Below are 25,034 nucleotides of genomic sequence, written 5' to 3' on the forward strand. Positions count from 1 at the left end.
AATAAATGCCTAAACTAATTTTACGCTGCAACTATCTCAAGAATGCCCCTCCTTCACATCTTGCCAATTACATGAATTATATCAGCACCCGTGAAGGTGTGGAGAAGATAGATAATACCTGCGGTCTGCTTCCGGCTACGGTTAAGCAAAAGGAATTGATAGCAGATATCCTGTCAAAGATAGAGGATGCAGACCGCATGCATGAGTATTATGATTATCTTCAGAGGCCAACAAGGGAAAATGCAACAGAGTTTATCACGCAGGCACTGGAAAACAACCTTGATATCATTGCCAAGAAGAAAAATTACATAGATTACCTTGCAAACAGACCAAGAGTAGAAAGAATCGGTACTCATGGTCTGTTTTCTAATGAGGGGGAGTCTGTTGTGATGTCCCATGTGGCAGAGGAGGTGGCAAAACATCCGGGAGTGATATGGACAAATGTTATCAGCTTGCGGAGAGAGGATGCAGAAAGGCTTGGATATGACAATGCCGCACAGTGGCAGGCACTGCTACGGAGCAGGGTGGAACTTCTGTGTGAAAATTATAAGATAGACAGCAGAAACCTCAAATGGTATGCAGCATTCCATAATGAGTCCCATCACCCTCATGTACATCTGGTGGTGTACTCCACAAATCCATCGGAAGGTTATCTATCGCCAAAAGGTATTGACACCATGAGGTCTACCTATGCCCATGACATTTTCCGTCAGGAGTTTATGAGTATTTATGAAAAGAGAACACAGCAAAGGGAACAGTTGAAAGAGCAGGCAAATAAAAGTCTGCTTTTTTTATTGCAGCAAATGCAAAGTGGTATCTGTCACAACGAAAAAATTGCAGAACAGATGCAGTTGTTATCCAAGCGGTTAATGAATACCGGAGGCAAGAAGGTATACGGATATCTGAAAGCAGATGTAAAGGCAATTGTTAATGGTATTGTGGATGAACTGGCAAAGGAAGAAAAGGTAGCAGAGTGTTACAAACAATGGATGGAGAGCAAAAGTGAGATACTCCATTTTTACAAGGATGCAGATGCAGAGCAGCTTCCGTTGTCGGAGCAGAAGGAATTAAAAAGCATCAAAAACATGGTCATCCGGGAAGCAGTACGATACGGAGAAGGATATCTTTATACAGAGGATGAGGGACTGGAAGATTTGGAAACCGAAAGGGAAGAAATAGATGCAGATGATTCTGAAGTGCCAGAAGATATGATAGAAACCCCGGCAGATGATTTCAGTGATGAAACGGAAGCAGAAGATGCGGATAGTCAGGAGTTTTATGCTAAGTGGACGGATGCTTATAAAGAGGCAAGGGAATATCTGTATGGCACATCAGAGATGGAGACGGATGAGGAGGCTGCCTATGAGGTTATGAAGGAGGAAGCCGAACAGGGAAATGCCTATGCAATGGCAGACATGGGAAAGATGTATGCACAGGGTATTTTTGTGGAAGCAGACAAGACGAAAGCACAGGAGTGGTATGAAAAGTCTCTAAAGGCAATGCTTGTTGTGGAAGACAGAAAAGAAAACACTTATCTGGAATACCGCATCGGTAAAATGTGTCAGTATGGCTTGGGAACCGAGGAGAATCTGCCGGAGGCGGCCAAATGGTTTGAGATAGCATCAGGCAAAGAGCATAAGTACGCCTTATATTCCCTTGGTATGCTGTATCTGCATGGAAAAGGTGTGAAGCAGGACGAGGGAAAAGCCTGTCAGTTGTTTCAGCGTTCCCATAAAAAGGGAAATCCTTATGCATCCTTTGAGTTGGGGAAATTGTATGAAGCCGGAAGAGGAACCCAGAGGAATACGGATCTGGCGGAGAAGTGCTACCGGGTAGCGTTTCTTGGTTTTTTAAATCTGGAAAAGAAGTCCAGGGATGATACCTTATGGTACCGTATCGGAACCATGTACCTGCAAGGCGTTGGTACCGAAGCAGATGAAAAGGAAACCGAAAAGTATCTTTGTAAGTCTGCGGACTATGGAAATACCCATGCAGCCTATCAACTGGCAAAGCTATACATACGTCAGGAAACGGAGAAACTGAAAAGCAACCCTGAGGAAATACCGGACTATGAAAAAATCAAGCAGGCACTTAAATTGCTAACAGCAGCTTCTGAGCAGGGCAATTCTTTTGCAGATTATGCCCTTGGAAAACTGTATGCGGATGGGGAACTGACAGCAAAGGATATGGAAAAGGCGTTCTATCATTTACACAGGGCAGCAGATGCAGATAATGCCTATGCGTGGTACCGGTTAGGCAGACTATATCTGTCGGATGAGTATAAGGACATTGGCAGAGCAGTCCGCTATCTTACACTGGCAGCAAACCGGAAAAATGAATTTGCATTATACCGGCTTGGGAAGCTATATCTTGCAGGGGAGGAGGTGGCAAAAAATGTAGAACCTGCCATACTGTATCTGGAGGAGTCAGCCGGCGTGGGAAATCAGTATGCACAGTATGTCCTTGGCAAGGTGTATCTGATGGGAAAAGAGGTAGAGCAGGATAAGGAAAAAGCATACGAATATTTCAGATTGGCAGCGGAGCAGGGAAATGTGTACGCTACTTATTTTCTGGAACACTGGAATGATATGCCCCATCCGGATTTACTACTAATGGCAACCAGGCTCATGCATCATCTGGAAAAGATCATAGAGGACGATGCTTCTGGAAAGAAAGGAGGCAGACGAGCCGGTATGGACCGTAAGCTGGCTAGAAAGATTAAGAATAAGAAAATTGCACAGGGTCATGCAAGAGATGATAAGGAAGAAATGGTACAGACACAATAGGAAGGAGGAGCAGATTGGGAGATTTCATTTATTTTACAGAGGAGCAGAAGGAAAGAGCCAATGCAGTACCCATCATGGATATTTTGAAACGGGAGCATGAAGAAGTGGAACGCTCCGGAAATGAATGGAGATGGAAGCGGCATGGTAGTGTGACGTTCCGTGGAAACCGCTGGTACAGACACAGCCAACAGATGGGAAGCCATGCTATTGATTTCATGCAGGAGTTCTTTGGGATGTCTTATCCGGAGGCAGTTACCTATTTGTTAGATGGGGAAACCGGACAGGTCATTCATGGAGGAAGTCCGCCGAGGGAAACAACAGGCAAGAAATCAGTACGTCCCAAGGAAGAGAAAACCACAGAAGAAAAAGAACCGAAAGTATTAATACCGCCGGAAAAGAACGATACCATGAAAAGAGTATATGCCTATCTGATGCAGAAAAGGCATATCAGTAGGGAGGTGCTGTCCTTTTTTGCCAGACAGGGAACACTGTATGAATCGGCCGGGCATCACAACGCTGTATTTGTCGGAGTGGATAAGGAAGGGAATGCACGCCACATACATAAAAAGGGTACTTGTTCGGATGGCAGGAGCTTCCGCATGAACGAGGATGGTTCGGACTCTTCCTATGGGTTCGGTTATGTCGGAGCAGGAAATAAGTTGTATGTATTTGAGGCACCCATTGACTTTCTATCATTTCTGACCTTGTACCCTGTAAACTGGCAGGAGAACAGTTATATTGTCTTAAACGGAGTTTCAGAACATGCCATGCTGCAGATGTTAAAAGATTACTCAAATCTGGATACGGTTGTGCTGTGCCTGGACCATGATCCGGCAGGCATAGAAGCCTGTGGAAGACTGGCAGAGATTCTGGTGCAGAATGGGTACAGACAGATTAAGAATTTAAAATCCTCCTGCAAGGACTGGAATGAAGATTTAAAACTCCTGCATGGGGAAGAAGTAATTCCGGCACAGGAGCATCCAAAGATTCTGGAATGCGATGCGTGGATGGAAATACTAAAGCAGGTCACAGACAGTGTGGATATGAAGTATGCCACCAAGGAAAGCGTGTGCCGGTATTATCAAGACATTTACAATGCACTGAAGAAAGGAAACGGAAAAGAACATCTGGAGGATGCTTTCGACGGTGGAGGAATGCTTTTAACCGGGGTGTTAATCCGATGCATGGAGAAAACAGGCAGGGAACTTGGCAGGGAAACAAGTGCAGATGAAATACTGGATAACCTGCATAAGCGATACCGGCCACATAGGGATAAGGGGAACTACAATACAAGGCTTCGGAACATGCAGAAAGCCTTTGAGGAACTGATGGAGGTATTTGACAAAGAGGATTTGTCCTTAAAAGAGAATAAAGAAGAATTTGTGAAGAAATGTATGAGCCTGACGATGGAGTGTATCAAGGCTCATATTTTTGTTGCAACAGAATATGAGGAACCCATACAGAGAAAGGAGATGAGGATGGAATGCAGCCAGTCGTGATGTTGCTTGTGTTAGGAGGAATTATGTTTTTAGTGATTGGAGGACTTTCCCTGCTGGCACATTATTATACGCTCAATGGAATCAAGAGTAAGACCGTAGGAGATGGCCAGCACGGTACCGCCCGGTTTGCTACCAAGAAGGAAATTAAAGAAACCTATGTGGAAGTAGCCTATGAGCCGGAGAAGTGGAGGAAAGGAGAAAACCTGCCGACAGCACAGGGACTTGTGCTTGGCAGCATTGAGAGGGTAGGAAAGTTATATGCCCTTGTGGATACCGGGGATGTGCATTGTCTGATGATTGGGGCAGCAGGTGTGGGTAAGACCGCACACTTTCTCTATCCCAACATCGAATATGCTTGTGCCTGCGGAATGAGTTTTCTGACTACGGATACCAAGGGCGACCTTTACCGAAACTATGCAGGCATCGCCAAGAAATACTATGGGTACCACACCGCAGTCATTGATTTAAGAAACCCAACTAGAAGTGATGGCGATAATATGCTCCATTTGGTAAACAAGTACATGGATGAGTATCTGGCAGATCATAACAACTTAAGTGCCAAGGCAAAGGCAGAAAAGTATGCAAAGATTACTGCCAAGACAATCATATCCTCTGGGGGAGCCGACAGTGCCAGCTACGGACAAAATGCATTCTTCTATGATGCCGCAGAAGGTGTGCTGACCGCAGTCATCCTGTTAATAGCAGAATTCTGTCCCAAGGAGAAAAGACACATCATTAGTGTATTTAAACTGATTCAGGATTTACTGGCGCCATCCAAGGTAAAAGGAAGAAATCAGTTTCAGTTGCTTATGGCAAAGCTTCCGGATACCCACAAAGCCAAATGGTTTGCCGGGGCAGCTTTAAATACCGCAGAGCAGTCCATGCAGTCTGTTCTTTCCACAGCACTCTCCAGACTGAACTCCTTTCTGGATTCCGAACTGGAGCAGATACTGTGCTTTGATACCGCTATCGATGCTGAAATGTTTTGTAAGCAGAAGACAGCGGTATTTTTAGTGATGCCGGAAGAAGACAACACCAAGTATTTTATTATCTCTCTGATTTTGCAGCAACTCTATAGGGAAATCCTTGTGGTGGCAGATGAGAATGGAGGAAAGCTGGATAACCGTGTGGTTTTCTATTGGGATGAGGTCGGAACCATACCAAAGATTGAGAGTGCGGAGATGATGTTCTCTGCATCCCGTTCCAGAAGGGTAAGTATCGTACCCATGATACAGTCCTTTGCACAGCTTAATAAGAACTACGGAAAAGAAGGGGCAGAGATTATCATCGATAACTGCCAGGATACCATCTTCGGTGGATTTGCACCAAACTCGGAATCCGCAGAGGTACTGTCCAAGAGCCTTGGAAACAAGACGGTCATGTCCGGCTCCATCAGCAGGGGAAAGAATGATCCGAGTCAGTCCCTCCAGATGATACAAAGACCATTGATGACACCGGATGAATTAAAGTCCCTGCCAAAAGGAAACTTTATTGTGTCGAAAACAGGCAGCCATCCCATGAGGACCAAGCTGAAGTTATTCCTAAAATGGGGTATTACTTTCGAGGAGCCATACGAGATTGAGGAAAAGTCAGCAAGAAAGGTAGCCTACGCAGACAAGCAGGAGATTGAAGAAGAGATTATCCGCAGATACATGTGCTGTGTGGATGAGGAGACGGAAGGTACGGAACAAGGCACTGCATCCAGAAGCGGTGGTATGCTGCAGTCCCAGATGAATGAAACGGTGGCAAAGGTCAGACAGGCTCTCAGAACAGAGGATTAGGTGATTAGTTGAACAAAAAAGAAATATATGAAGCAGAACTGCCCCATAGGGCTGTGGCGGTATATCTGTACCTAAAGGATCGTGCAAATAAGGAAGGCACCTGCTACCCGGCAATCGGTACCATTGCCAGGGAACTGCATCTGTCTGTCAGCACCGTAAAACGAGCTATCAGCGATCTGGAGGAAAACGGATTTATACGCAAGAAACAGCGCTGGCGTGATAATGGTGGCAGAAGCAGTCTGCTGTTTAAAATCATAAGGTAAGCACAAAGGGATTACTGCGCCGGTTAGGTGGACTATGGTATGGTTCACCGTGGCCTGTGCAGGGAACTTTTCACTTTAAGGATTAGGACAGAGAAAATGAATTTTGGTATTATTTGATGTAGTAATAGTTAATAAAAGAAATAAGTGTTATGATAAGTTTTAATATGAGAAGTAAATAATAACCATTATAACCTTTATGCAATGGTGTGATATTGAGGAGAGATTATTAGATGGACAAATACGAGGAGTTGATAGCTGTTTTTTCAGAGACACTTGAGCAATCAAGGGATTATCATATTGCCTATATGTACCAAGTGGGCTATGTATCTGTACTCGGATTGTATGAAAGAGATAGTACACAGAACAACTCAATGAAAATTGATGAGGTTTTTCATTCGCCGGAAGAAATGGCAGACAGTTTGCTACGTAATTGGCGCTGGCAATGGTTTTATAAGAATAGAAAGCTGTTAGGCTGTCAAGATTTCGAAAATATTTGTAATCTTGACAATAAAATTCCATACTTGCTTCAGGAAGAATACAGACAAAGTATACAAATCCTTCAGAATAAAATCCATATTGCTTTACAGGTGGAAAATTAAGACTGTTTATAAGCAATGTGTCCGATAAAAGAGGTTATACATATAAAAGCAAATACAATTGCCTGAAGAAACAAATATCTTGTATTTCTAGTTATGGCGAAAATAACTGCAAGCAGAAAACTGAATAATAAGGTGAAATGTGTTCTTCGGATAAAAATACGGTTTTCCTGTGAATCAACTTCCCGATTTGGATGATCTACAGGTCCTATGATTAAAATTATAATGGAACAAAACACGTACAGCATAAAGGAAATAGGAATCGGGATAGTAAGATATTTTACAATAAGTAGGGTAGTAGTTAGTATCAAGCAGGAGCCGATAAAACAGGAAAAATAGGTTTTTAAATGCAAGCCGCCGCTGAATGAACGCATTGGAATGAACAATAGGAAGAAAAACAGGCATTCGGAAAACATATGCAGCAACAAGGCAATTACAATACTGCAAATTGTGCTGGCAGAAACTTCCAAAAAGCATTGAAAGCCATATTGGTATATTTCATAATTTTTTTCATCAATAATCCCCTTTTTAAAGATGTAGTTCGTTAGTACAATAGATAAATGTTCCATAGAAGAGGTCTCCTTTAATAATCTTACAGTATAAAACAAAGAAAGAGAAAAACCGAATAGTTGTAGAAAATAGGAAAATACAGGTCAGTTTTTCTCTATGGAATTACTATATAACACCGCAGATACCCGAAATTCTCCATGTTCATACTTAGTGAACAGTTCTCCATTATAATCAGCCAGTGCTTGTTCTACCGAGGCAAGACCAATTCCATGCCAGCCATTATCCTCCTTTGTGGTAAGGTATCGTCCGCTGCTGTCTTTTTTTAATTTCTCTGGACTACCATTTTTTATACAAATCTGGAGCATTTCTTTTATATAAGTAGCTTCCAGTATGATATATCTCTGCTCCTGTGGCAGTTTCCTACAGGCCTCAAGTGCATTTTCCAGCAGATTTCCAAAGATAATGGCTAGGTGTCCACTCTGGAACGGCAGTACGGACGGAATAAATATCCTTGCCTCAAACCGGATACCGTCCTTCTGGGCAAGGGCATACTTATGGTTCACAAGGGAATCCACCACGATGTTTCCAGTGTGGGAGATTTCATCTGAGCCAGTTCCGATACCATCATCCAGCATCTTCTGTATGTAATCACTGGCTTCTTTTGTCTGTCCGGCATTTACCATGCCAAGAATTCCCGATAAGTGATTCTTCATGTCATGCCGCATCCGACGCAGTTCCAGATAATAACCTTCCCGTTCCTCTGCCTGATGGCTGCATAAATCTAATTGCTGTTCATACAGCCGGTTCCGGGATTGAAGCTCCGCTGCCTGTCCCACCCGGTCATATACTGTAAAGATCACATAATTGATAAGCAGGAGAAGTATGCCTGCAACAACCGAAAAAAAGGAATATTCCGCATATAGCGCCGTCATAAGAAAGATATGGTGCATCATATAACTGCTACTTGCCGGTACCAAAAGGGTTATGATGAAATAACGCAGCGGGATTTCCGCATACTGTTTTTTCTTTGCGTAACGGCCAAGTAGTACTGAAAACAGAAGCATACACATCTTGGATATGAAACTTCCAGCAACATCAATGACGCATTTGTCTGTGCCAACTGCCTCTAAGGCCAGCAGCACAATGACTTCTACCAGCATCCATACCGTACAGATAAGAAGGGTGCTGATACAATGTCTTTTCAGACTCTCTTTTCTGGTAACGGTATTGATCATAAATACCATCAGGATATTCCCGACCAACAGAAACTGCGGAGGAAACAGGATACCAAACCCTGCCGTAACAAGGAAGGCATAGTATAAAAGCCAGCCTATCATGCCTGTGAGTTTCCTGCTTCCCGAACCGAAAAGGGTTGTTATGTATCTCTGTATAATCAGAAGTTGCAGTACCGGAAGCAGAAATCCCGATATAATTGAAAGATATTCCCTCATTCAATGACAGCCTTTCCCGCTGCCATTGTGCAGAGCTGACGGCGCACTTCCTTCTGTCGGTCCTCACTGATTTTCAGTTCCATCTCTTTCCCATTCATACTGATTGTTATGTTAAAAAAATTCATTTTTGTTATATAATCATAATTCACAAGGAATGACTGGTGGATGCGGAGGAAATACCTCCGGCTGTCTGCTAGTTCCTTCTCAACAACGCTTAACTTTCCATAAAAATATGCTGTACTTCCGTTCCGCAGAAAGATATGCACCACACGGTTGCGACTTTCAAAATATACTATGTCTTTTAATGGAACCTTTCGGATCTCCCTGTTGTAAGTGAACTGGAAAAATATTTCCGTTTCTCCTATCCGTTGGCAGGCTTCCTTAAAATATCTGCGAAATTTTTCTTTATCCAACGGTTTTGATAGAAAACGGAACGGTTCCACTTCAAACAGTTCCTTTAAATATTTGTCATATCCTGAAATATATATAAACAGCACTGAACGATCTGTCTCACGGATTTTCCGTGCGGCAGAAATGCCGTCAACCTGTTCCATTTCAATATCTATAAAAATAAGTCCGTATCGTTCCCCGGACTGTATGCTCTTCAAAAGTGTCTTTCCATCAGAAAATACATCCGTATTAACCCGGATTCCCATACTCTGGCTTTCTTCTAACACCAAGTTCTCAAGGTTTCCCGTAAAGCCAAGGTCATCATCACATATGGCTATCTTCAGCATTTTTAAGTACCTCTTCTGCTATATCTGATTCCCCTTCTTCCAACTGCGCCTGTTCCAAACGTTTGAGAATACACCGGAGTGTCTTTTTGTTCGTGTCCGTCAGGTTGTTGTAGCGGAGTACAATGTCATAGCACTGATCCATCTCCTGATTCATGCGGATCTGCCCGCTCAAATCCCGTTTTATATCGGACAGCCCGAGGATATAGTCAGCGGTAACATTAAAATACCTTGCCATGCTGATAAGCAGGTCTGTGGAGATGGCACATGTGTCTTTTTCCATCTTGCTTACCGCCTGCTGGGTGGTGTTGATTATAGTCCCAAGGGCTTCCTGTGACATGTTGTGGCTCCTGCGGAGCTCACGGATACGGTTCTCAGTCATAATTGTGACATCCTTTCTAATAACTATTTTACATAATTATTAGGAGTTTACTCACAACGGTATAATGTAAATTAAATACCGGACAGCGTTAATAGAAACATAATGTGCTTATATATCTAATCAAGATGAGAATGAAAGTAAAAGAGTTTTGTGCGATAGAGATGACAAGTTATACCAATTTTAAAGGCACATACTATATAGTGTGTTTCCGGAAAAAGTGACAAATTATGTCGAAAATTCAACGTATAAGAGATTTCAGAATTACTCAGGTATAAACTATATGCGTAATGAAAAGAAAGTCATTGGAAAAAAGCGCGAATCATAGTTGTGACCGAACTGGTCGTGGGAATGGTATTTCTGATGGTGAATAAGAAAGCTGCCTATGCGGCTTGGGGCGCAGTAATTTGGTGCGGAGTAAGTTATCTGGCATGGTCAGTAAAAAGATATACGGAGAAAAATGAAAAAAATAGAGAAGATAACAATTAAATTAGTAATGCTGCTGATGTTTTTTTCTTTACTGTTTCCGGTGAGAACTTTTGGAGCGGAAAAGAATGAAGTCACCGAAAAAAAACAGATTATATTTTTGCTGGATGCAAGCAAATCAATGCAGGGAGACGGACAGTGGATTGAGGCAGCGGACAGCGCATGCATGATAGCGTCGGCGTTGCCGAAAGAATACGAAGTGGCATTGCTGGTATATAACACGGAAATTGTTTATGAGGAAGATTTCGGAAACATTAATCAGAAAACCAGACATGCACTCGAGACGGTAGAACTGCAGGGCTACACCACCCCAGCGGTGGCGTTGGAAACGGCGGCTGATATGTTTGACAGTGCGGCGGCAGATAAAAGAGTGGTATTTATTTCCGACGGGGAAATTTCTCTGCGGGATCAAAGCGAAACAGAAACTGCAATCAGGCAGTTTGAAAATATGGTGGATCAGATTGCAGAACAGGGAATAAAAATTGACATGTTTGCAATCCCCAATGATAAGACGGAGAATGAGGTTTCGTATGGAACGAAAGTGACGTCAGGAGAGCAGTATACAGTAGGCGAAAACCAGACGATGGAAGAAATCACTGCAAAATATCTGTTCCAGACGTTACAGATAGAAAAAATAGAACTTGGTGAGGCGGTTTCCGGAGAAGGAAATATGACAGTGGATCTGCAGGATACTTATATGCAGAATGCAAAGATACTTCTCGTGTCAGGAGAAAATATCGAGGATTTTCATGTTACAGGACAGTGTGAGAGTCTGAATATGCTTCAGGGAAACAAGTTTGCGGTTGCTGAATTGGAAAATCCATTGGAACGGCAGATTACAATGGACTATTCTCTGGAAAACAGAGGAAATGTCCATATTTATCTGATAAAAGAATATTTTTTAAAAGCTGATATGGAGAAATCCTATACATCAGAGGAAGGGACATTTACCCTGAAGGTAAATGTTGTAAACCATCAGGATAAACCGGTTTTGGATTCAGAAACCTTGAAAAATAGCATTTCTGTTTTGATAGACGGTCAGGAGAGTTCTTACGAAGTGGAAAATGGTACAGCGTTGGTTCCGTATCAGACAGACGAGACAACAAATGTAAATGTAGAGGTTACCACTCAGACATCAGGAAATGTGATCCATTACATAGAGACAACAGATATGGTGGAATTGACAGTTCCGGTTGTAGAGGAAGAACCTGATTATACAGTCCTTTGGATTGTGATTATATCGCTATGTGCAGTGGCGCTTTTATTTTCTGTTTTATATGAAAGGAAAAAGCAAAAAAAAAACGATGGTGAGACGGGTTCCATTATCATAGAACCGTCAGAACCTCCTGTGGTGCCAAAGTATGATTTTTCAGGACAACTGGCAGTGTATCTGTTAAAGGGAGAGCGGGAAGACGATATTCCGCCTTGTAGTATTAAATTATTTGGAAAATCACGGAAAAGTATATCCTTTGACTGGGTGAAAGACCGCTGCGGGATTGATTATAAATTATCGGATGCAGACAAAATCCGGTTTACCGGAGGGAAAGACCACACCTTATGTTTCAAAAACAACGGTTATGCAACCATCGTAAAAGGAAACCAGATTTTGAAACGGGAGAGAAAATATTCCTTATGTTATGGAGAAAAAATACTGTTGATTTTTAATAATGGGGGAACAGAAATCGAACTTCATTATAAAAATATGAAACCAAGCGAAAGGTAAGGAGGAACAAAGTGAATACAATAACACAGACAAACAGGACGATTCTCTTTGAGGAAATCAATCCGGAAAAGCTGAATCTTCTAACACTTGTGGGAGACGTCAGAGGGGTAAACAGCGTAAGTGATGATAAAATCAAGGAAATAAACGACGCCTTGCTGGTAAGAAGTTTCGATGAGTTTTTAGAAAAATTTGAGCCGGTAGTATATTCTTATTTTGACGCAAATAACCAGAAAGTAATCTATACCCTCAAAAAACCGGAAAACATTGAGGATGAGTTGTTAAGCGAAATCCATCTGAACCGCCAGAATGATTATCTGAAAATGTTGATGACTCTTGTTGAGGCAAAGCGGGCAGAGGGAAGTATTAACGTAGATTTTAAATTTGAGAAACTGACAGATATGATTTCCCCCAAAAAGGTCATGGATGATATCCGGCAGAACCGGAAGGAACTCCAGTATACATACAGTGAGTATGCGAAACTTGAGGACGGCGATCCAAAAAAGTTAGATACGGCGGATAAGCTGAATCTGATGTTTGAAGAAGCAAGCGTAAACTACAATAATGTGATGGCGATGTTGCCGCTTGCGATAGAGGATATCAAAACAAGGCTGCTGTTAGGAGACGGGCAGACGAAGAAAGACGAAGCCCCATTAAGTCTTGGCGTTCTCAGCATGGACGAGCATGGGGAACTTAAGATTTTAGAGGCGCCGAAGGAAAACAAAAAAGAACTGATGGTATTGGACGACAATGCCAATGCAGGATTGATTCAGGCAATCGAAAAAGATTATATGGACCTGAATGAGGACGGAAATGAGTATGTGAAGTCCCTGGTTGCGAGAACGTTCTGTCCTTTGGCTTCTACCATGGAGAGCGTCGTAGATATTGAGAAAGAAGTATCGAACTACAACTCTTACCTTGAGTTTTACAAGCGGAGCAAGGACGATTTTATCAAGACGGTAAAACCACTGGTAGAGAAAATCATGGGAGTATGGTCTTTCTTTGAGCAATATCCGAGAAATTGCAAGGGCATGAGACCTTCCATGGTGATTTCCAATATAAGCAACGATATGCTGGCAAAGAGCAGCAACATTCCGAGACTTTTAGCATATCTCAATACAGTAAATGCAAAAAATGATTTTGAGAATACCATCTGGTATGCGATTGTTCCATCGGTTTCTTTAAACAGCAGTTCTAAGCTTAAGGCGGTAAGACAGCGTTTTCAGGGAAATGAGAACGTAGAGAAAGAGGATGTAAACAGCGTGGAGTCACTGGTTCGAATACTGGATGCGTTGAAAGATTACGAAGTGCAGTGTTTCTTCAGCTATGAGACGGGGGATAAGACCACCTTTAATATTATGGCGACAGAGGGAATTGAAAAGTATGAAACAAAGTGCGCACAGCTAATCGGCAAGCCATTCAGCGAGTATGCAATTCCCTGCATTCCGAATTTTACAGTGATCCCTAAAGATAAATCCGGAGTGATTCTGGATAACAGGATGTATGTCACGGAACAGAATACGGCAGCACTGTCCAAAGAAAAAGAAGATATTATGAAAATCTGGATTGACGGCGTTTATATAGGAGCCGCATATGTGGCAGCCGGACTGGTGGCAGCTTACCAGAGTCCGGACTACTTAAAAGAAGTTTTTAAGAAAAATGTAGACGAACAGCTTCCAGGTGTTCGGTTTGATATTGAGTCAGGAGATCATGCACTACAGGTTCGGACAACCATGGCAAAAGAGATTACAGGATATACGAATGATATTAAGAGTGATATCAACCGGAAGAATTTCGGATTTGTATTTTCCTCTGAAAACGCAGTGCTTAAGGATCTGAATATTCAGAACATCATGGTTTATAAGGCGCGTAACCTGCTGACAGACGGAAAGAGCTATGAGCCAATCTACAAGACACAGGTGACTACTTATATTCAGAGGGTGATGCGCCTGGCAACAGGTGACTTTAAGCAGGAAAATATTGTGGAGTTTTTCTCCAGCAAGCCTACCAGCCAGAGAAGTAGGTGGATGGAGAAAAAAGATTACATTAATGCGATTATCGGAAACGGAGATGATATCCGGTATTCCATCGACGAAACGGCAGGCTACTGCACGCTTGATATCGCATTCAACGGCAATGTGAAGAACCTCGAAATCGAGATTAACCGGGTCAACAGTGAGGACAGAACATTTTAAATAAAGTCCGAAAGAAAAGAAGGAGGAAATGAACATGGGTTTTAGATTAGCAGTGAGTGGAGGCGCAGAGAACATCAGTCTGGATGAGAGAACCATCGAGAAAGTCAGTTTCGGTTCTGATTCTGCAACAGATTCCAACGCAAGGGCAACAGATTTCGGTATCGCAGTAAAGATTACCGGAAAAATGCTCTATAAAGTGGGAGCAGACGGAGATGACGGAACACTCGGATTAGCCAAATGGTCTCAGGTTCCGTCCGAGCAGGCAGACTGCTACAGAAGTGCAAAGATCGACGTTGTATCAGCAGGGCAGGTGGTAAGAGAATATACAATCCCCAATGCGTTTGTCATGGAATATAAAGAGCATTTGGACGATGAAACCGGCGTGGGTACTTTCTACCTGCATATTAAGCAGAAGAAGGACGAAAATGATGCGGTGAAGATTGAAGGCGGTTACGGCGAATAGCATGAGAAGAATGCAGGTTCAGTATTCTTCTTGCGGATTTTAAATATTTTAAAAAGGAGATGGAATTATGTCATTTTTAGTAAAAGTTGAAGGAAGCGAGAGCTTTGAAGTGGCTAAGGAGTGTGTCAGAAGCGTAAATGTTACCACTGATATTCCGTTGGATTCGAATGCAAGAACCAAGGACGTCGGCGCAACTATGGTGATTACAGGAAAGATTTTAGCGGCTTTGGACGGGGATATCACGGACAGTACAAGAAAGCTGGCATTATGGTCGGTTGTTTCGGCAGAGAAAGCAGATTGTTATCGCAAGGTGACGGTAGAGCATGTGGCAGGCGGCGTGATGGAAAGAAAATATTGTTTTCCCGATGCATTTGTCATTAAATACAGTGAAGATTTTGACAACAAGGAAGGCGTCGGAATCTTTACGTTAGTGCTCAGACAGAAGAAAGACAAAATTGCTTCTGTAGCGGTAGAAGGAAATTATTCAGCATAACAGCAGGGCGCAGATTGTCAGTAAATGTGACAGCCTGCGCCTTAAATCAGTAATCAGAAGTGTGCGTTATCAGATTTGTATTGTTATGAAAAAGGTTGGAATAAACATGAATCCATATCAGGTATTAGGCGTTTCGCAGACGGACGATGAGGATATCATAAAAAAGGCATACAGAAAAGCGGCAAAAGAATGCCACCCCGATACTCATCCGGGAGATAAAAGAGCAGAGGAACGGTTTAAGGAAATCGGAGAGGCATACCGGATTCTCGGTGATAAACAAAAAAGAAAAGAGTATGATGCCAGAGCAGCACAGAGAGAACGGGAAAGTGCGACAGGCAGAAACAGTGCCCAAACAGGCAGAAGGAGCGCCGGAGGATCGATTTATCCGGGAGATATCGAAAAGGAATTTGAACGATTTTTTTCCAAAGGAGTGCAGAGCGAGAAGAAGGAAAACAGTTCACAGCAAAAAATAAATCCCATGGATGTGACAGACTTATTTGAGCGTTATATGGGATTTAAACGCTGAGAAAGACGGTTTGACTTTATGAATGCAAATTTGTGGGTATATTGAGGTGAAAATGAATAAGAAAAATTTCATGGATATGATGATATGCAGCCTTTCCGCTGCAATTATAATTCTATGTTTTACATATATGGAGCAGAGCAGAGGACGGGATACGCTCACAGCTGTCTGCGGGATTGTATTTCTGGCATTTCTGCTGCTGGCGGTGATGGATTCTCTGCCGACTAAGCGGAAAAGAGGCGCAAACGGACGGGGAATACAGGAACTTCTGCTGTTAGATGAAGAGGGAAACGAAATTTCTGCCTGGCATATTGGCGGAAAGACCTCGCTTTTGATCGGACGGGACGAGCACAAGGAAAATGTGGACATTAACCTTCAAAATACAGAGTATGGCGGAATGGTAGACCGTCAGCACGCCGTGTTGAATTATGCGGCGGGACAGTGGTATATCGAGGATTTAGGAAGCAGAAACGGTGTAAGAATTCAGGACGCAAGGGATGGGAAACTGTATCAGGTTTCAAAGGAACATCCATGCCGGATTAATGCAGGCGACATTATTTTTATCGGGAACACAAGATTAAGGGCAAAATAAGGAGAGACAAAGTATGAGTGGAAATTTAATTCGCTGTCAAAATGGACATCTTTTTTCAAGCAGAAGGTACGGAACAGTATGCCCGTACTGCAATATTGAGACAGCAACCAAAGAAAAAAAGTCAGTGGAGAAATCTCAGGAAGAGATTGAGGATATTCTCTTTCTGGAGGAGGAGCATCCGGTCTGCGGTTGGATTGTATGTGTAAAAGGCCCGAGAAGAGGCAAGGATTACCGGGTAATGGACGGGAAAAATTTTGTGGGACGGGCAGACGACATGGATATCCAGATTTTGGGGGACAACAAAATCGCACGGAGAAACCATGCAGTGATTGTATTCGACGCAAAGAAACGGGAGAATATGATTTTGCCGGGGGACAGTAATGGTCTGGTCTATCTGAACGGCGAAGCGGTTTATCTGCCGCAGCCTTTGAGCGCATATGACGTGATAGAGATGGGAGAGAGTACATTCCTTTTTGTTCCTTTCTGCGGAGAGCATTATATGTGGGAGGACGATAAATGAGTGCCCCATACCTGACCATCTGCATCTTGTGTGTGTTATTAGGAATTGCATTTTTGTACCGGTTTTGTCTGGTATTCCAGAGCAGCAGAGAAGGATATGAGACAGGAGCAAGCAAGACCATCGGCAGCCGTGAAATACAGATGGATTACTATACAATAGAAGAAAATGAGAATGGGTTACTGGCGGTTCTGGCGGATGGAATGGGAAAAGAAGCGGGCGGCAGGATAGCAGCCAAAACGGTCATCCGGGTTTTTAAAGAAATTTTTGGAACATATAACATGGCGGATCACCCTTCCTATTTTTTCAGGAAAGCATTTCAGACTGCAAACCGGGAAATTTTAAAACAGATGGATGAGGGAAGAGGAATGGCGGCGGTCAGCGCCGTTATGATACAGGGAGGATTTCTGTTTTACGGGATTGTCGGGAATGTAAAGATTGCAGTATTCCGAAATGAGGAACTGATTCCTCTTGGAACGGGACATACTGTAGATGTGCTGGCACAGGATAAGTATGTGGAAGGTGTTCTGACAAGAGAAGCTGCCCTGTTCATGCTGCAGGAAAAAAGAATTTACAATTACTTGGGAAGGGATGGTTTTAAGGAAATCCAGTTTTACGACAAACCGATTCGTTTACAGGAAGAGGACGTGGTGGCAATTTTCAGCAATGGAATGCAGGAGAGCGTCACATGGAAAGAGATGGAGGACTGCCTTTCCCAGAAGAAACGCTGCAGGAGAATGGCATTTGATCTGGTGGAACTGGTAAATCAGAAAAAAGGCGATAAGGACAACGCCAGCGTAGTTCTGATAAAGGTTGGAGAAATGGCATGAGAAAACAGAACAGTGACTTTGAAGCACGGTTTATTTCCGAAGAGGGAAGCAGGTTAAAAAACAGAGATTATTTTGGGTATGTGGAATTAGACGAGTTCGCCTGCTATGTCATAGCGGACGGAATCACGGAGATCACAGATGTAGAAAGCGCAAGACTTGCGATTGAGACCGTCATTCTGAGTTTTCAGGAAAAACCATCTATGTCAAAGTGGTCTGTAAAGGGCCTATTAAAGCAGGCAAACCGGGCATTGTTAGGAAAAGAAAGTGACAGACGGTTAAAGGCGTCTATTACAGTCGTTGTAACAGACTATCAGAAATTGAGATATGGGTATGTGGGGAACACAAGGCTCCGTATGTACCGGGGCGGGGCAGTTTTCCGGCAGACGAAGGATATGTCTCTTGCCCAGGAGATGGTGGAGCAGGAAAAAATCGCCAAAGACGAGTTGATGAAGCATGAAGAGAGAAATAATCTTTATGCTTATCTGGGACAGAAAAATTTTAAGCCCGTGGTTTCAAAGAAGATAAAGCTGGTAGAAAACGATATGATTGCCTTGTATACAAGAGGAATCTGGGAGAATGTGGACGAGGCAGAGCTGGACGATGTCTTTGCAGAGGCTGACAATGAAGTAAAGACAACGGTGGATAATATCGAGGATTTACTGCTTTCAAGACAGCCGGAGAATCTGGATAACTATACGCTGGCAGTTATTTTTATCAATAAAGTATATCAAAATCCGGAGAAACGGAAACGGATCAAAAAAATAGTGACGATTACAGTTGCTGTTGTCATAGCAGTAATCATTATCGGTGTAGTGTTGTGGTTTCTACATTATAAAAAGGTGCAGCGCATCGAGGATATGAACTATCATTTTACAAATACGGTGGAATATATCAATACCGGAAATTATGTCAGGGCAAAAGAGGAATGTTGGCAGGCGCAGGAACTGGCAGAAAAGCTGAGGGACAGCAGTATGAGAAAGCGCCTGCAGGAATATTCCTTTGTGATAGAGACGGTGATACTGGCAGATGAAAGCTACAGCAGCGCAGATTATGAAGCGGCGGAAGAATACTATCTTTCTGCATTGGATCGTATCAGATATGCGGACAATGTAGGGACGGATTACATAGAAAATAAGCTGGAAAATATCAGCGTATTCCTGTCGGTGGAGGATTATATTAAACTGGGAGATACGTTATTAGAGCAGGGCGACTACGATGGGGCAGAAGAGAAGTATCTGCTGGCAAAAAAGGCTGCACTGTCCGTACATGACACAGAGGGTAAACAGACAGCTATGGATTCACTGGAAAAACTTTATGAGGCAAAGGCGGACGCCGAAAGTGAAGCGAAGGAAGAAGCAGATAGTCAGGCACAGCAGACAGTTGCCGCAGCGGAGATGGTGGCATCGGGAGATAAGGCATGTCTGGAAAAAGATTATGTAGGGGCGAAAGTTTATTACACCATGGCAGTTATCAAGTATAGCGAAGTATCAGATACAGCGGGAGAGGAAGCTGTGCAGAAAAAGCTGGATGCCGTGGAACAGAAGTTGAGTGTTCAGGAAGAACAGAAAAATAAAGCGGCTGCTTGTGAAAGTCAAGGAGAATTCTGCCGGCAGTCCGGGGATTTGTGGGGAGCAAAATCACAGTATCTCTCTGCAAAGTCGATTTATCAGGAACTTGGGAGCGATGAAGATGTGCAGAGGATAGAGGGAATTTTAAGTGATATTGATACGCAGATTGGACAGGATGGCATGTGAAAAGAACTTCTAAAATCGACGCTGCACCATTGGGTACACCGCCGAAGAAGTTCTAATTTCACACGGAAGAACGCAAAAGCAGCGTTCTTCTCACGGATTGCTTTCGATGGAGGAGGTGAACATTGTGGAAAGTATTACAGATTTACAGCAGCACATACGAAAAAGGCTGACAGAAATAGAGGATCTGGATGAGCGGAAGGACGCAAGGGAGATATTGTTAGAAGGTCTCGTGCCGATTTTTGAACGGATGGAGAAACGGTATCTGGATTTGGAAAATCAAATCAAACGGGAAATAGAGATTCCGAATGAAAAATATGCAGTTTCTATGACGGTTATAAAGCAAAAGGACTATGACCCCATCAATGGAACGCTGTATCCGGTTATTCCTGTATTAGTGCAGGAGGATAAGGAGCAGGAGAAGACGGAACCAATGCCCTGCCTTATCTATTTTGCAGGCAGTTATCAGAGGAAAGAAGAATTTGAGAAAACCGCAGATTTTCAGGGTTTTGATGACAATGGCAAGCCCTATGCCATCAGAGTACGGAAAGCAAAATGCTATCAGCAGGCGCTGTCAGAGTTATATCAGGTATTTGTCTATAACAAGATAGGCTGGACGACAGTCAATACGGGATATCTGGACAGATTCTATGAAGTGTATGCGGACGGGGAAACAGACATAAACAGTCTGAAAATAGAGTTTGGCAGCTATGAGGAAGATATCAAAAATGACATGCTTTTGTTATGGAATATTGAAAAATTCACATTCCAATGCCGTAAATTTATGGTCCCGTGTATGGATGAGAAATATTATGAGCATGAGTTGGATTTGAAAAATTATGATTTAGACAGCGGATATATGCTTGGGATCAATGAGGATGTTCTTAAGGTCAGGCATGAAAAAGACAAAATTATCATGACCTCATTGAAAGAATCCTTTCGTGATTGGGAGGCATACCGCTTTATTGGAAAGATAGATACAAGTTCCCATGGGTATACCTACGAAATGTTGAGCAACAGCAGAAAAAGCAGTTTTTTTCAAAATTACAGAGAACAGCAGGAGACTTTCCTTGGCAGCCGGACGGAATTGTTTTGGATGGTACAACGTTTTGAAAATAATTTTTATGTAGAATTAGAAAAGTGTGAGGTGCTTGGGATGTCACCGGACTCCTGCCTGGAGGGGGATATGAATCCGTTTTCAGGAAGTACCATTTTCCCGATGGAGACAAGAAAAATTCTGGCATTGTATTTTAGACGAAAGGGACAGAAAAACAATTTTTGCGAAGATATGGTACGTTTTTTTGTGTCACAGATACAGTTATCGGTCTGTGAATATAAGTGTGTCGGTATTTTGCAGGACAAAGGAGTTTAAATTTTATGCAGTATATCTGGGAGGTTGTGCTGGCAGCGGAAAAAAACGGAATAAGGGAAGCTGATTTGCAGTATGAGGTGCCAGAGGTACGAAGTCCGTATCTGGAGGTTTCCTTTTACGATTTAAATACGCAGACAGTGGAGCAGACTGCCGTAGAGGTGAATCCATTTTACCGCTTTTTTGATATTTTCAGCGGGGTGTTGGATATTAATCAGAAAGAATATGAAAAAACAAAGGAAATCTTTGTGGATGCGGTATTTCATTATCTGGCGCTGACGGACTTAAGGATGGGCATGAGCAGGAAGGATTATTATGTTAAGTTTCTGGTGGAGGAATTGGAAAGCGGGCAGTTTGGGAGGAAGGCAAAGGCGGCTATACAGTTATTTTCATCCTATGAAAAAAAATATATTGTATTGGCGCTCATGGATGTCGTATCTTCTCGTAACTATCGTGAGATTTTCAAGTGGCTGTTTCAAGAGATATATAAAGACTCTATTATATATAAAAGCATGGATTGCGCCAATGAACTTTATATTTACGTTGGAAGTGCAGAAACGCAGGAAGAAAGGAAAAGGGTTCAATTTTTATTAGACACTTTTTTACCGATCGGAGTGAGGACAGAAGTTTTTTATCTGGAACATTTCGGAATTTTGGAAATAGAAGAAACTATGATATTAGATCAGGTACTTTTAATATAGAGGCGGAGGTGATAGGTATGAAGGCAGCCGGAACAGATACGATGAAAAACGAAATAAAATATGAAAAATCAGAACTGGAGTTGATGACCACCTATCAGCTAAGAGAAATCTGCCGTCGTGAAAAAATCATGAACGGTGTCATACACCCTCTCGATAAAGAAGAACTGATCCAGGCCATTATGCGTTATATGGGAAAAAGACAGGACTTCTTTATCTGTGACAAGAAAAAAGGGGGAGAAGAGCGGGTAGAAGAATTTTTAAAAAAGACCAGAATTGTGATAAAGCCCTGCGAAGAATTATACTGTCAGTCCCAGATTTTAGCTTACGAGGGACTTTCCATCGAGTATTATGACGGCTATACCATTCCTTATAAGAAAGAACTGTCAGGAACAAATGCCTTTTTAATGGGAAGCGATATGACACTCTGTGCAATTTTAAATCTCAAAGAGCACGGAGGGAGACAGGAAAAATTATATCTGACCAAGGCTGCGGAGTTAGAGACACGGGAGACACAGAGAAAAGATTACAGAATTTTCTGTATGGGATGTCAGACATCGGAGAGCTTGTATCATTTGTATTATGGTGAGCCCACGATATTGCCGGAGCATATCGAGGTTTACAGTATACCACTGATTGATTTTGTGGTGAGAAAACCTGTCACACTGATGCTGCCCATGGCGATTGATTTTGGTTCTGTAAATACCACTGGCGGGGTGTATCTGGATTCTGCTTATTTTGAAAATGTCGGAGAGCAGGCTGCGGTAAAAAATTGCAGGGAAAATGAGATCAATTATACAGCTTTTGAGGATGGTAACGGAGAAAGTATGCTATTGCCCAGCGTGATTGGAGTATTGGCAGTGGAAGAAGAGGATTACAAGCTGCTGTTCGGTTATGATGCGATAAGGCTGGCAAATGCAAGTTATGTGGACGAGGGTTTTTGTGTCTTTTATGATGTGAAACGCTGGATTGGGGAATACGAGAAAGAGGAAGAAATTGTTGACAGACAGGGACGGCGGAGGCTGGTAAAGCGGGCGGAGATTTTACGTCGATTTTTCCTGTATATCATAAGAAAAACGGAGAACCGTTTTAAATGCCGCATTTCTCAGGTACATATCTCAAGTCCGGTGAAGCAGAAGCATTATTTCCGCAGAATGTTCCGGGAGATACTGCCGGAATATATGACGGGTCAGGAAACGATGCTCGATGAGGGAATGGCTGTATTATATAACACCATTTCCAATATGTTAGAGCAGGAGACTCTGGAAGAAAATGAAGAATACGAAGCGCTTATCATTGACTGTGGAGGAGGAACAACGGATTTGTGTTCGTACCGTTTCCGTATTCAGGACCGCAGAGCTGCTTACAAAATTTATATGGAAACTGCCTATGAGAATGGCGACACGGACTTTGGTGGAAATAACCTGACATACCGCATCATGCAGATATTGAAAATCGCACTGGTGCGTGCCAAAGGAAATCAGAATGTAAGCAGTGTGAAAGAAATCTTGGAATATATGGATACGGATATTTACCGTTTTATTGATTCTCATGGAGTAAAGGCGTTTTATCAGTATTTAGAGCAGGAATATCAGAAAGCGGAAGAGACACTTCCAACGCGTTTTGCCGATTTTGAAAGATATAACCGCAGCGAGTATTACAAGGTGAAAAATAATTTTTATACCTTGTTCAATACAGCAGAGCAGATAAAAAAATTATTTTACGGAAAAGTCGGAGCATTGGAGGTCGCAGTTACTTCGGAACAGAAGGAGCAGAGGGAAAATACCATTTTATTGGATAAATGGAAACTGTCTTTCTGGAAAGGGAACAGCCTTACGGTGGAAAAGATGATACCGGAAGTGATGATGAACTATTTTGAGATAGAGCTGCTGTTATCCGGCGAGATATACGGCATTGTACAGAAATTTATGGAGGAATTATACCACAGCGGAAGAATACAGGATTTTTCCTTTATTAAGCTGACGGGGCAGTCCTGCAAGATTGATTTGTTCAAGGATGCGTTAAAAGAGTTCGTTCCGGGGAGAATGATACAGTTTCGGAAAAGGGCGAATATTGATGCGGCAGATTTTGAATTAAAGATGACTTGTGTGGACGGGGCGCTGAAATATCTGCGTGACCGGAAATATGGGCTGGCAGATATTCACCTGAACAATGGGAAAGCTGTACTCCCCTATCGGATTACCGCTTATACCCATAATGGAAAAGAAGTGGTACTGGTGGATGGTTTTAAAGACTGGGATACGGCGGGAACTATTTCGAGGAATATGGAGGATTTGATTCTTCCGCTGTATTTGAAAAATACGGACGGGGAGGAACATTGCCGTTTTCAGTATGTATGTAGGCAAGAAGATTTTTCACAGAAAAGCTATGAGGAGATTGAGGCGGTTTATGGTTCCCATATTCTACAGAAAGAGACGGACAGTATTGAGAATGGAGATGCGAAGTTCTTCGTATGGGCAGAACAGGAGGAATGGGGATTTCAGGTTGTTCCGGTTTATTGTGAAATGGATGAACTTTATCTGGGGAAAGCAGAATTTTTCAGTTTCGAGAGTGATAACTGGGTGAACAGTTTTTTTGACGGGAAGAAATAGGAGTGTGAAGTTTCATGGAAATCAGGGTTCCGGTGTTTGCGGGCAGGCGTATTTTGAAAAAAGAAAGTTTGTGGGATATCAGGGATTACACCTATGCAGGATGGCAGTTGTATTATGCGGATCATACGGACGGCCTGTTAAAGGGTTGCGAGATACATGCAGAAGATGGTCGGCTTGTCATCGGGAAGGGAATGCTGAAATTTCACGATTTTATCTATCTGATGATGGAAGAGGAGAGGGTGGATTATCAACCGAAGAACAGGTGGCAGGTTTTGAAAGCCGAATTTTTGGAGGATGAGACAAATTTAGACTACAAGGCATACCGTGTCAGATTTTTTCTGGATGAGGAGCTGGAGCTTGGCGAGAACCAGATGGAAATGTGCCGCTTCTATCTGCGGGAAGGGTCGGTACTGCGTGACAGTTATAAGAATTTTGCGGATATGTCAACGGAGTACGATACGGTAAATCTGATCTGTGCTACGGTGGCGGGAGTTGGGGAGAAAACGCTTCACCCGGCACTGCTCCTACAGTTTGTGGAGGAACTCTGGAATATGAGGGAGAAGGATGCGGCAGATTTTGGGATATGCAGTCTGATCTGGAATGCGCAGGGGAGAGTGGGGCGAAAGGTGATTGCGGCATATCTGTGTGGAAAATTAGCGGATCATACAGCAGAAAAAAATGACAATAATAGAATTTATGGGGATATGGAAAGAATTATAGGCAATAAGAACTCTAGAATGGAAAGAAAAACACCCAAGAGAATCGTTGTCGAGTAAACCGAAAATA

General features: G+C 42.7%; 22 protein-coding genes. 18 read left to right on the forward strand and 4 right to left on the reverse strand.

Translation table 11 applies throughout. The features are described from left to right. The first annotated feature begins 5 nt into the window (after nucleotides 1-5). The 5 genes from mobP3 (at nucleotide 6) to DXA36_RS08330 (ending at nucleotide 6,928) form a co-directional block, all read left to right on the forward strand. Nucleotides 6-2,786: a MobP3 family relaxase gene (gene mobP3, locus DXA36_RS08310; RefSeq protein WP_069431796.1), complete on the forward strand. Its 2,781-nt coding sequence runs from the start codon at nucleotides 6-8 to the stop codon at nucleotides 2,784-2,786. A gap of 14 nt (nucleotides 2,787-2,800) precedes the next feature. Further along, the gene (locus DXA36_RS08315) at nucleotides 2,801-4,285 is read left to right on the forward strand and encodes a DUF3991 and toprim domain-containing protein (RefSeq protein ID WP_069157732.1); all 1,485 of its coding nucleotides are present in this window, start codon (nucleotides 2,801-2,803) and stop codon (nucleotides 4,283-4,285) included. Beyond that, on the forward strand, nucleotides 4,270-6,066 hold the full coding sequence (locus tag DXA36_RS08320) for a VirD4-like conjugal transfer protein, CD1115 family (RefSeq protein ID WP_069157731.1): 1,797 nt from the start codon (nucleotides 4,270-4,272) through the stop codon (nucleotides 6,064-6,066). The genes DXA36_RS08315 and DXA36_RS08320 overlap by 16 nt, the downstream gene beginning before the upstream one ends. A gap of 8 nt (nucleotides 6,067-6,074) precedes the next feature. Continuing rightward, complete coding sequence (locus tag DXA36_RS08325; RefSeq protein ID WP_069157730.1) at nucleotides 6,075-6,329, forward strand: helix-turn-helix domain-containing protein; 255 nt, start codon at nucleotides 6,075-6,077, stop codon at nucleotides 6,327-6,329. 230 nt (nucleotides 6,330-6,559) lie between these two features. Then, nucleotides 6,560-6,928, forward strand: a complete 369-nt coding sequence (locus tag DXA36_RS08330) for a hypothetical protein (RefSeq protein ID WP_069157729.1) — start codon at nucleotides 6,560-6,562, stop codon at nucleotides 6,926-6,928. Here DXA36_RS08330 and DXA36_RS08335 read toward each other — a convergent pair. The 4 genes from DXA36_RS08335 to DXA36_RS08350 all read right to left on the reverse strand — a co-directional run bounded on the left by DXA36_RS08335 (nucleotide 6,925) and on the right by DXA36_RS08350 (nucleotide 10,002). Beyond that, a complete protein-coding gene (locus tag DXA36_RS08335; RefSeq protein WP_069157728.1) occupies nucleotides 6,925-7,494 on the reverse strand; it encodes an accessory gene regulator ArgB-like protein in 570 nt (189 codons plus the stop codon). The genes DXA36_RS08330 and DXA36_RS08335 overlap by 4 nt on opposite strands. Nucleotides 7,495-7,578: 84 nt before the next feature. After that, a complete protein-coding gene (locus DXA36_RS08340) occupies nucleotides 7,579-8,772 on the reverse strand; it encodes an ATP-binding protein (RefSeq protein WP_243114590.1) in 1,194 nt (397 codons plus the stop codon). Nucleotides 8,773-8,882: 110 nt separating this feature from the next. Then, a complete protein-coding gene (locus tag DXA36_RS08345) occupies nucleotides 8,883-9,623 on the reverse strand; it encodes a LytR/AlgR family response regulator transcription factor (RefSeq protein ID WP_069431794.1) in 741 nt (246 codons plus the stop codon). Then, nucleotides 9,601-10,002, reverse strand: coding sequence for a helix-turn-helix transcriptional regulator (locus DXA36_RS08350; RefSeq protein WP_118678113.1), 402 nt, complete (start codon nucleotides 10,000-10,002; stop codon nucleotides 9,601-9,603). The genes DXA36_RS08345 and DXA36_RS08350 overlap by 23 nt, the downstream gene beginning before the upstream one ends. 457 nt (nucleotides 10,003-10,459) lie before the next feature. Between DXA36_RS08350 and DXA36_RS08360 the strand changes: the two genes are divergently transcribed. The 13 genes from DXA36_RS08360 to DXA36_RS08420 all read left to right on the forward strand — a co-directional run bounded on the left by DXA36_RS08360 (nucleotide 10,460) and on the right by DXA36_RS08420 (nucleotide 25,024). After that, nucleotides 10,460-12,208, forward strand: a complete 1,749-nt coding sequence (locus tag DXA36_RS08360) for a vWA domain-containing protein (protein ID WP_087758629.1) — start codon at nucleotides 10,460-10,462, stop codon at nucleotides 12,206-12,208. A gap of 11 nt (nucleotides 12,209-12,219) precedes the next feature. Then, nucleotides 12,220-14,400, forward strand: a complete 2,181-nt coding sequence (locus tag DXA36_RS08365; protein ID WP_069157723.1) for a transcriptional regulator — start codon at nucleotides 12,220-12,222, stop codon at nucleotides 14,398-14,400. 34 nt (nucleotides 14,401-14,434) lie between these two features. Further along, a complete protein-coding gene (locus DXA36_RS08370; RefSeq protein WP_069157722.1) occupies nucleotides 14,435-14,863 on the forward strand; it encodes a hypothetical protein in 429 nt (142 codons plus the stop codon). 67 nt (nucleotides 14,864-14,930) lie between these two features. Next, nucleotides 14,931-15,356, forward strand: a complete 426-nt coding sequence (locus DXA36_RS08375) for a membrane-associated protease 1 (RefSeq protein WP_069431792.1) — start codon at nucleotides 14,931-14,933, stop codon at nucleotides 15,354-15,356. 106 nt (nucleotides 15,357-15,462) lie between these two features. Beyond that, nucleotides 15,463-15,882: a J domain-containing protein gene (locus DXA36_RS08380; protein WP_069431835.1), complete on the forward strand. Its 420-nt coding sequence runs from the start codon at nucleotides 15,463-15,465 to the stop codon at nucleotides 15,880-15,882. Nucleotides 15,883-15,934: 52 nt separating this feature from the next. Beyond that, nucleotides 15,935-16,471 carry an FHA domain-containing protein gene (locus tag DXA36_RS08385; protein WP_069157957.1) on the forward strand — a complete coding sequence of 179 codons (537 nt, stop codon included), beginning with the start codon at nucleotides 15,935-15,937 and terminating at the stop codon, nucleotides 16,469-16,471. Nucleotides 16,472-16,484: 13 nt separating this feature from the next. Next, nucleotides 16,485-16,991 carry an FHA domain-containing protein gene (locus DXA36_RS08390; RefSeq protein WP_007888293.1) on the forward strand — a complete coding sequence of 169 codons (507 nt, stop codon included), beginning with the start codon at nucleotides 16,485-16,487 and terminating at the stop codon, nucleotides 16,989-16,991. Then, on the forward strand, nucleotides 16,988-17,818 hold the full coding sequence (locus DXA36_RS08395; protein WP_069431791.1) for a PP2C family protein-serine/threonine phosphatase: 831 nt from the start codon (nucleotides 16,988-16,990) through the stop codon (nucleotides 17,816-17,818). Before DXA36_RS08390 ends, DXA36_RS08395 begins: the two co-directional genes overlap by 4 nt. After that, a complete protein-coding gene (locus DXA36_RS08400) occupies nucleotides 17,815-19,572 on the forward strand; it encodes a PP2C family protein-serine/threonine phosphatase (RefSeq protein WP_069431790.1) in 1,758 nt (585 codons plus the stop codon). Before DXA36_RS08395 ends, DXA36_RS08400 begins: the two co-directional genes overlap by 4 nt. Before the next feature lie 124 nt (nucleotides 19,573-19,696). Further along, nucleotides 19,697-20,941, forward strand: coding sequence for a hypothetical protein (locus tag DXA36_RS08405; RefSeq protein ID WP_242878370.1), 1,245 nt, complete (start codon nucleotides 19,697-19,699; stop codon nucleotides 20,939-20,941). Between the two features lie 5 nt (nucleotides 20,942-20,946). Beyond that, nucleotides 20,947-21,639, forward strand: coding sequence for a hypothetical protein (locus DXA36_RS08410; RefSeq protein ID WP_069431788.1), 693 nt, complete (start codon nucleotides 20,947-20,949; stop codon nucleotides 21,637-21,639). 17 nt (nucleotides 21,640-21,656) lie between these two features. Continuing rightward, nucleotides 21,657-24,248, forward strand: coding sequence for a molecular chaperone (locus DXA36_RS08415; protein WP_069431787.1), 2,592 nt, complete (start codon nucleotides 21,657-21,659; stop codon nucleotides 24,246-24,248). 14 nt (nucleotides 24,249-24,262) lie between these two features. Beyond that, nucleotides 24,263-25,024 carry a hypothetical protein gene (locus tag DXA36_RS08420; protein ID WP_069431786.1) on the forward strand — a complete coding sequence of 254 codons (762 nt, stop codon included), beginning with the start codon at nucleotides 24,263-24,265 and terminating at the stop codon, nucleotides 25,022-25,024. Nucleotides 25,025-25,034 lie beyond the last annotated feature (10 nt).

It is taken from the genome of Eisenbergiella sp. OF01-20 (assembly GCF_003478085.1).
In the GTDB taxonomy this organism is placed as follows: Bacteria; Bacillota; Clostridia; order Lachnospirales; family Lachnospiraceae; genus Eisenbergiella.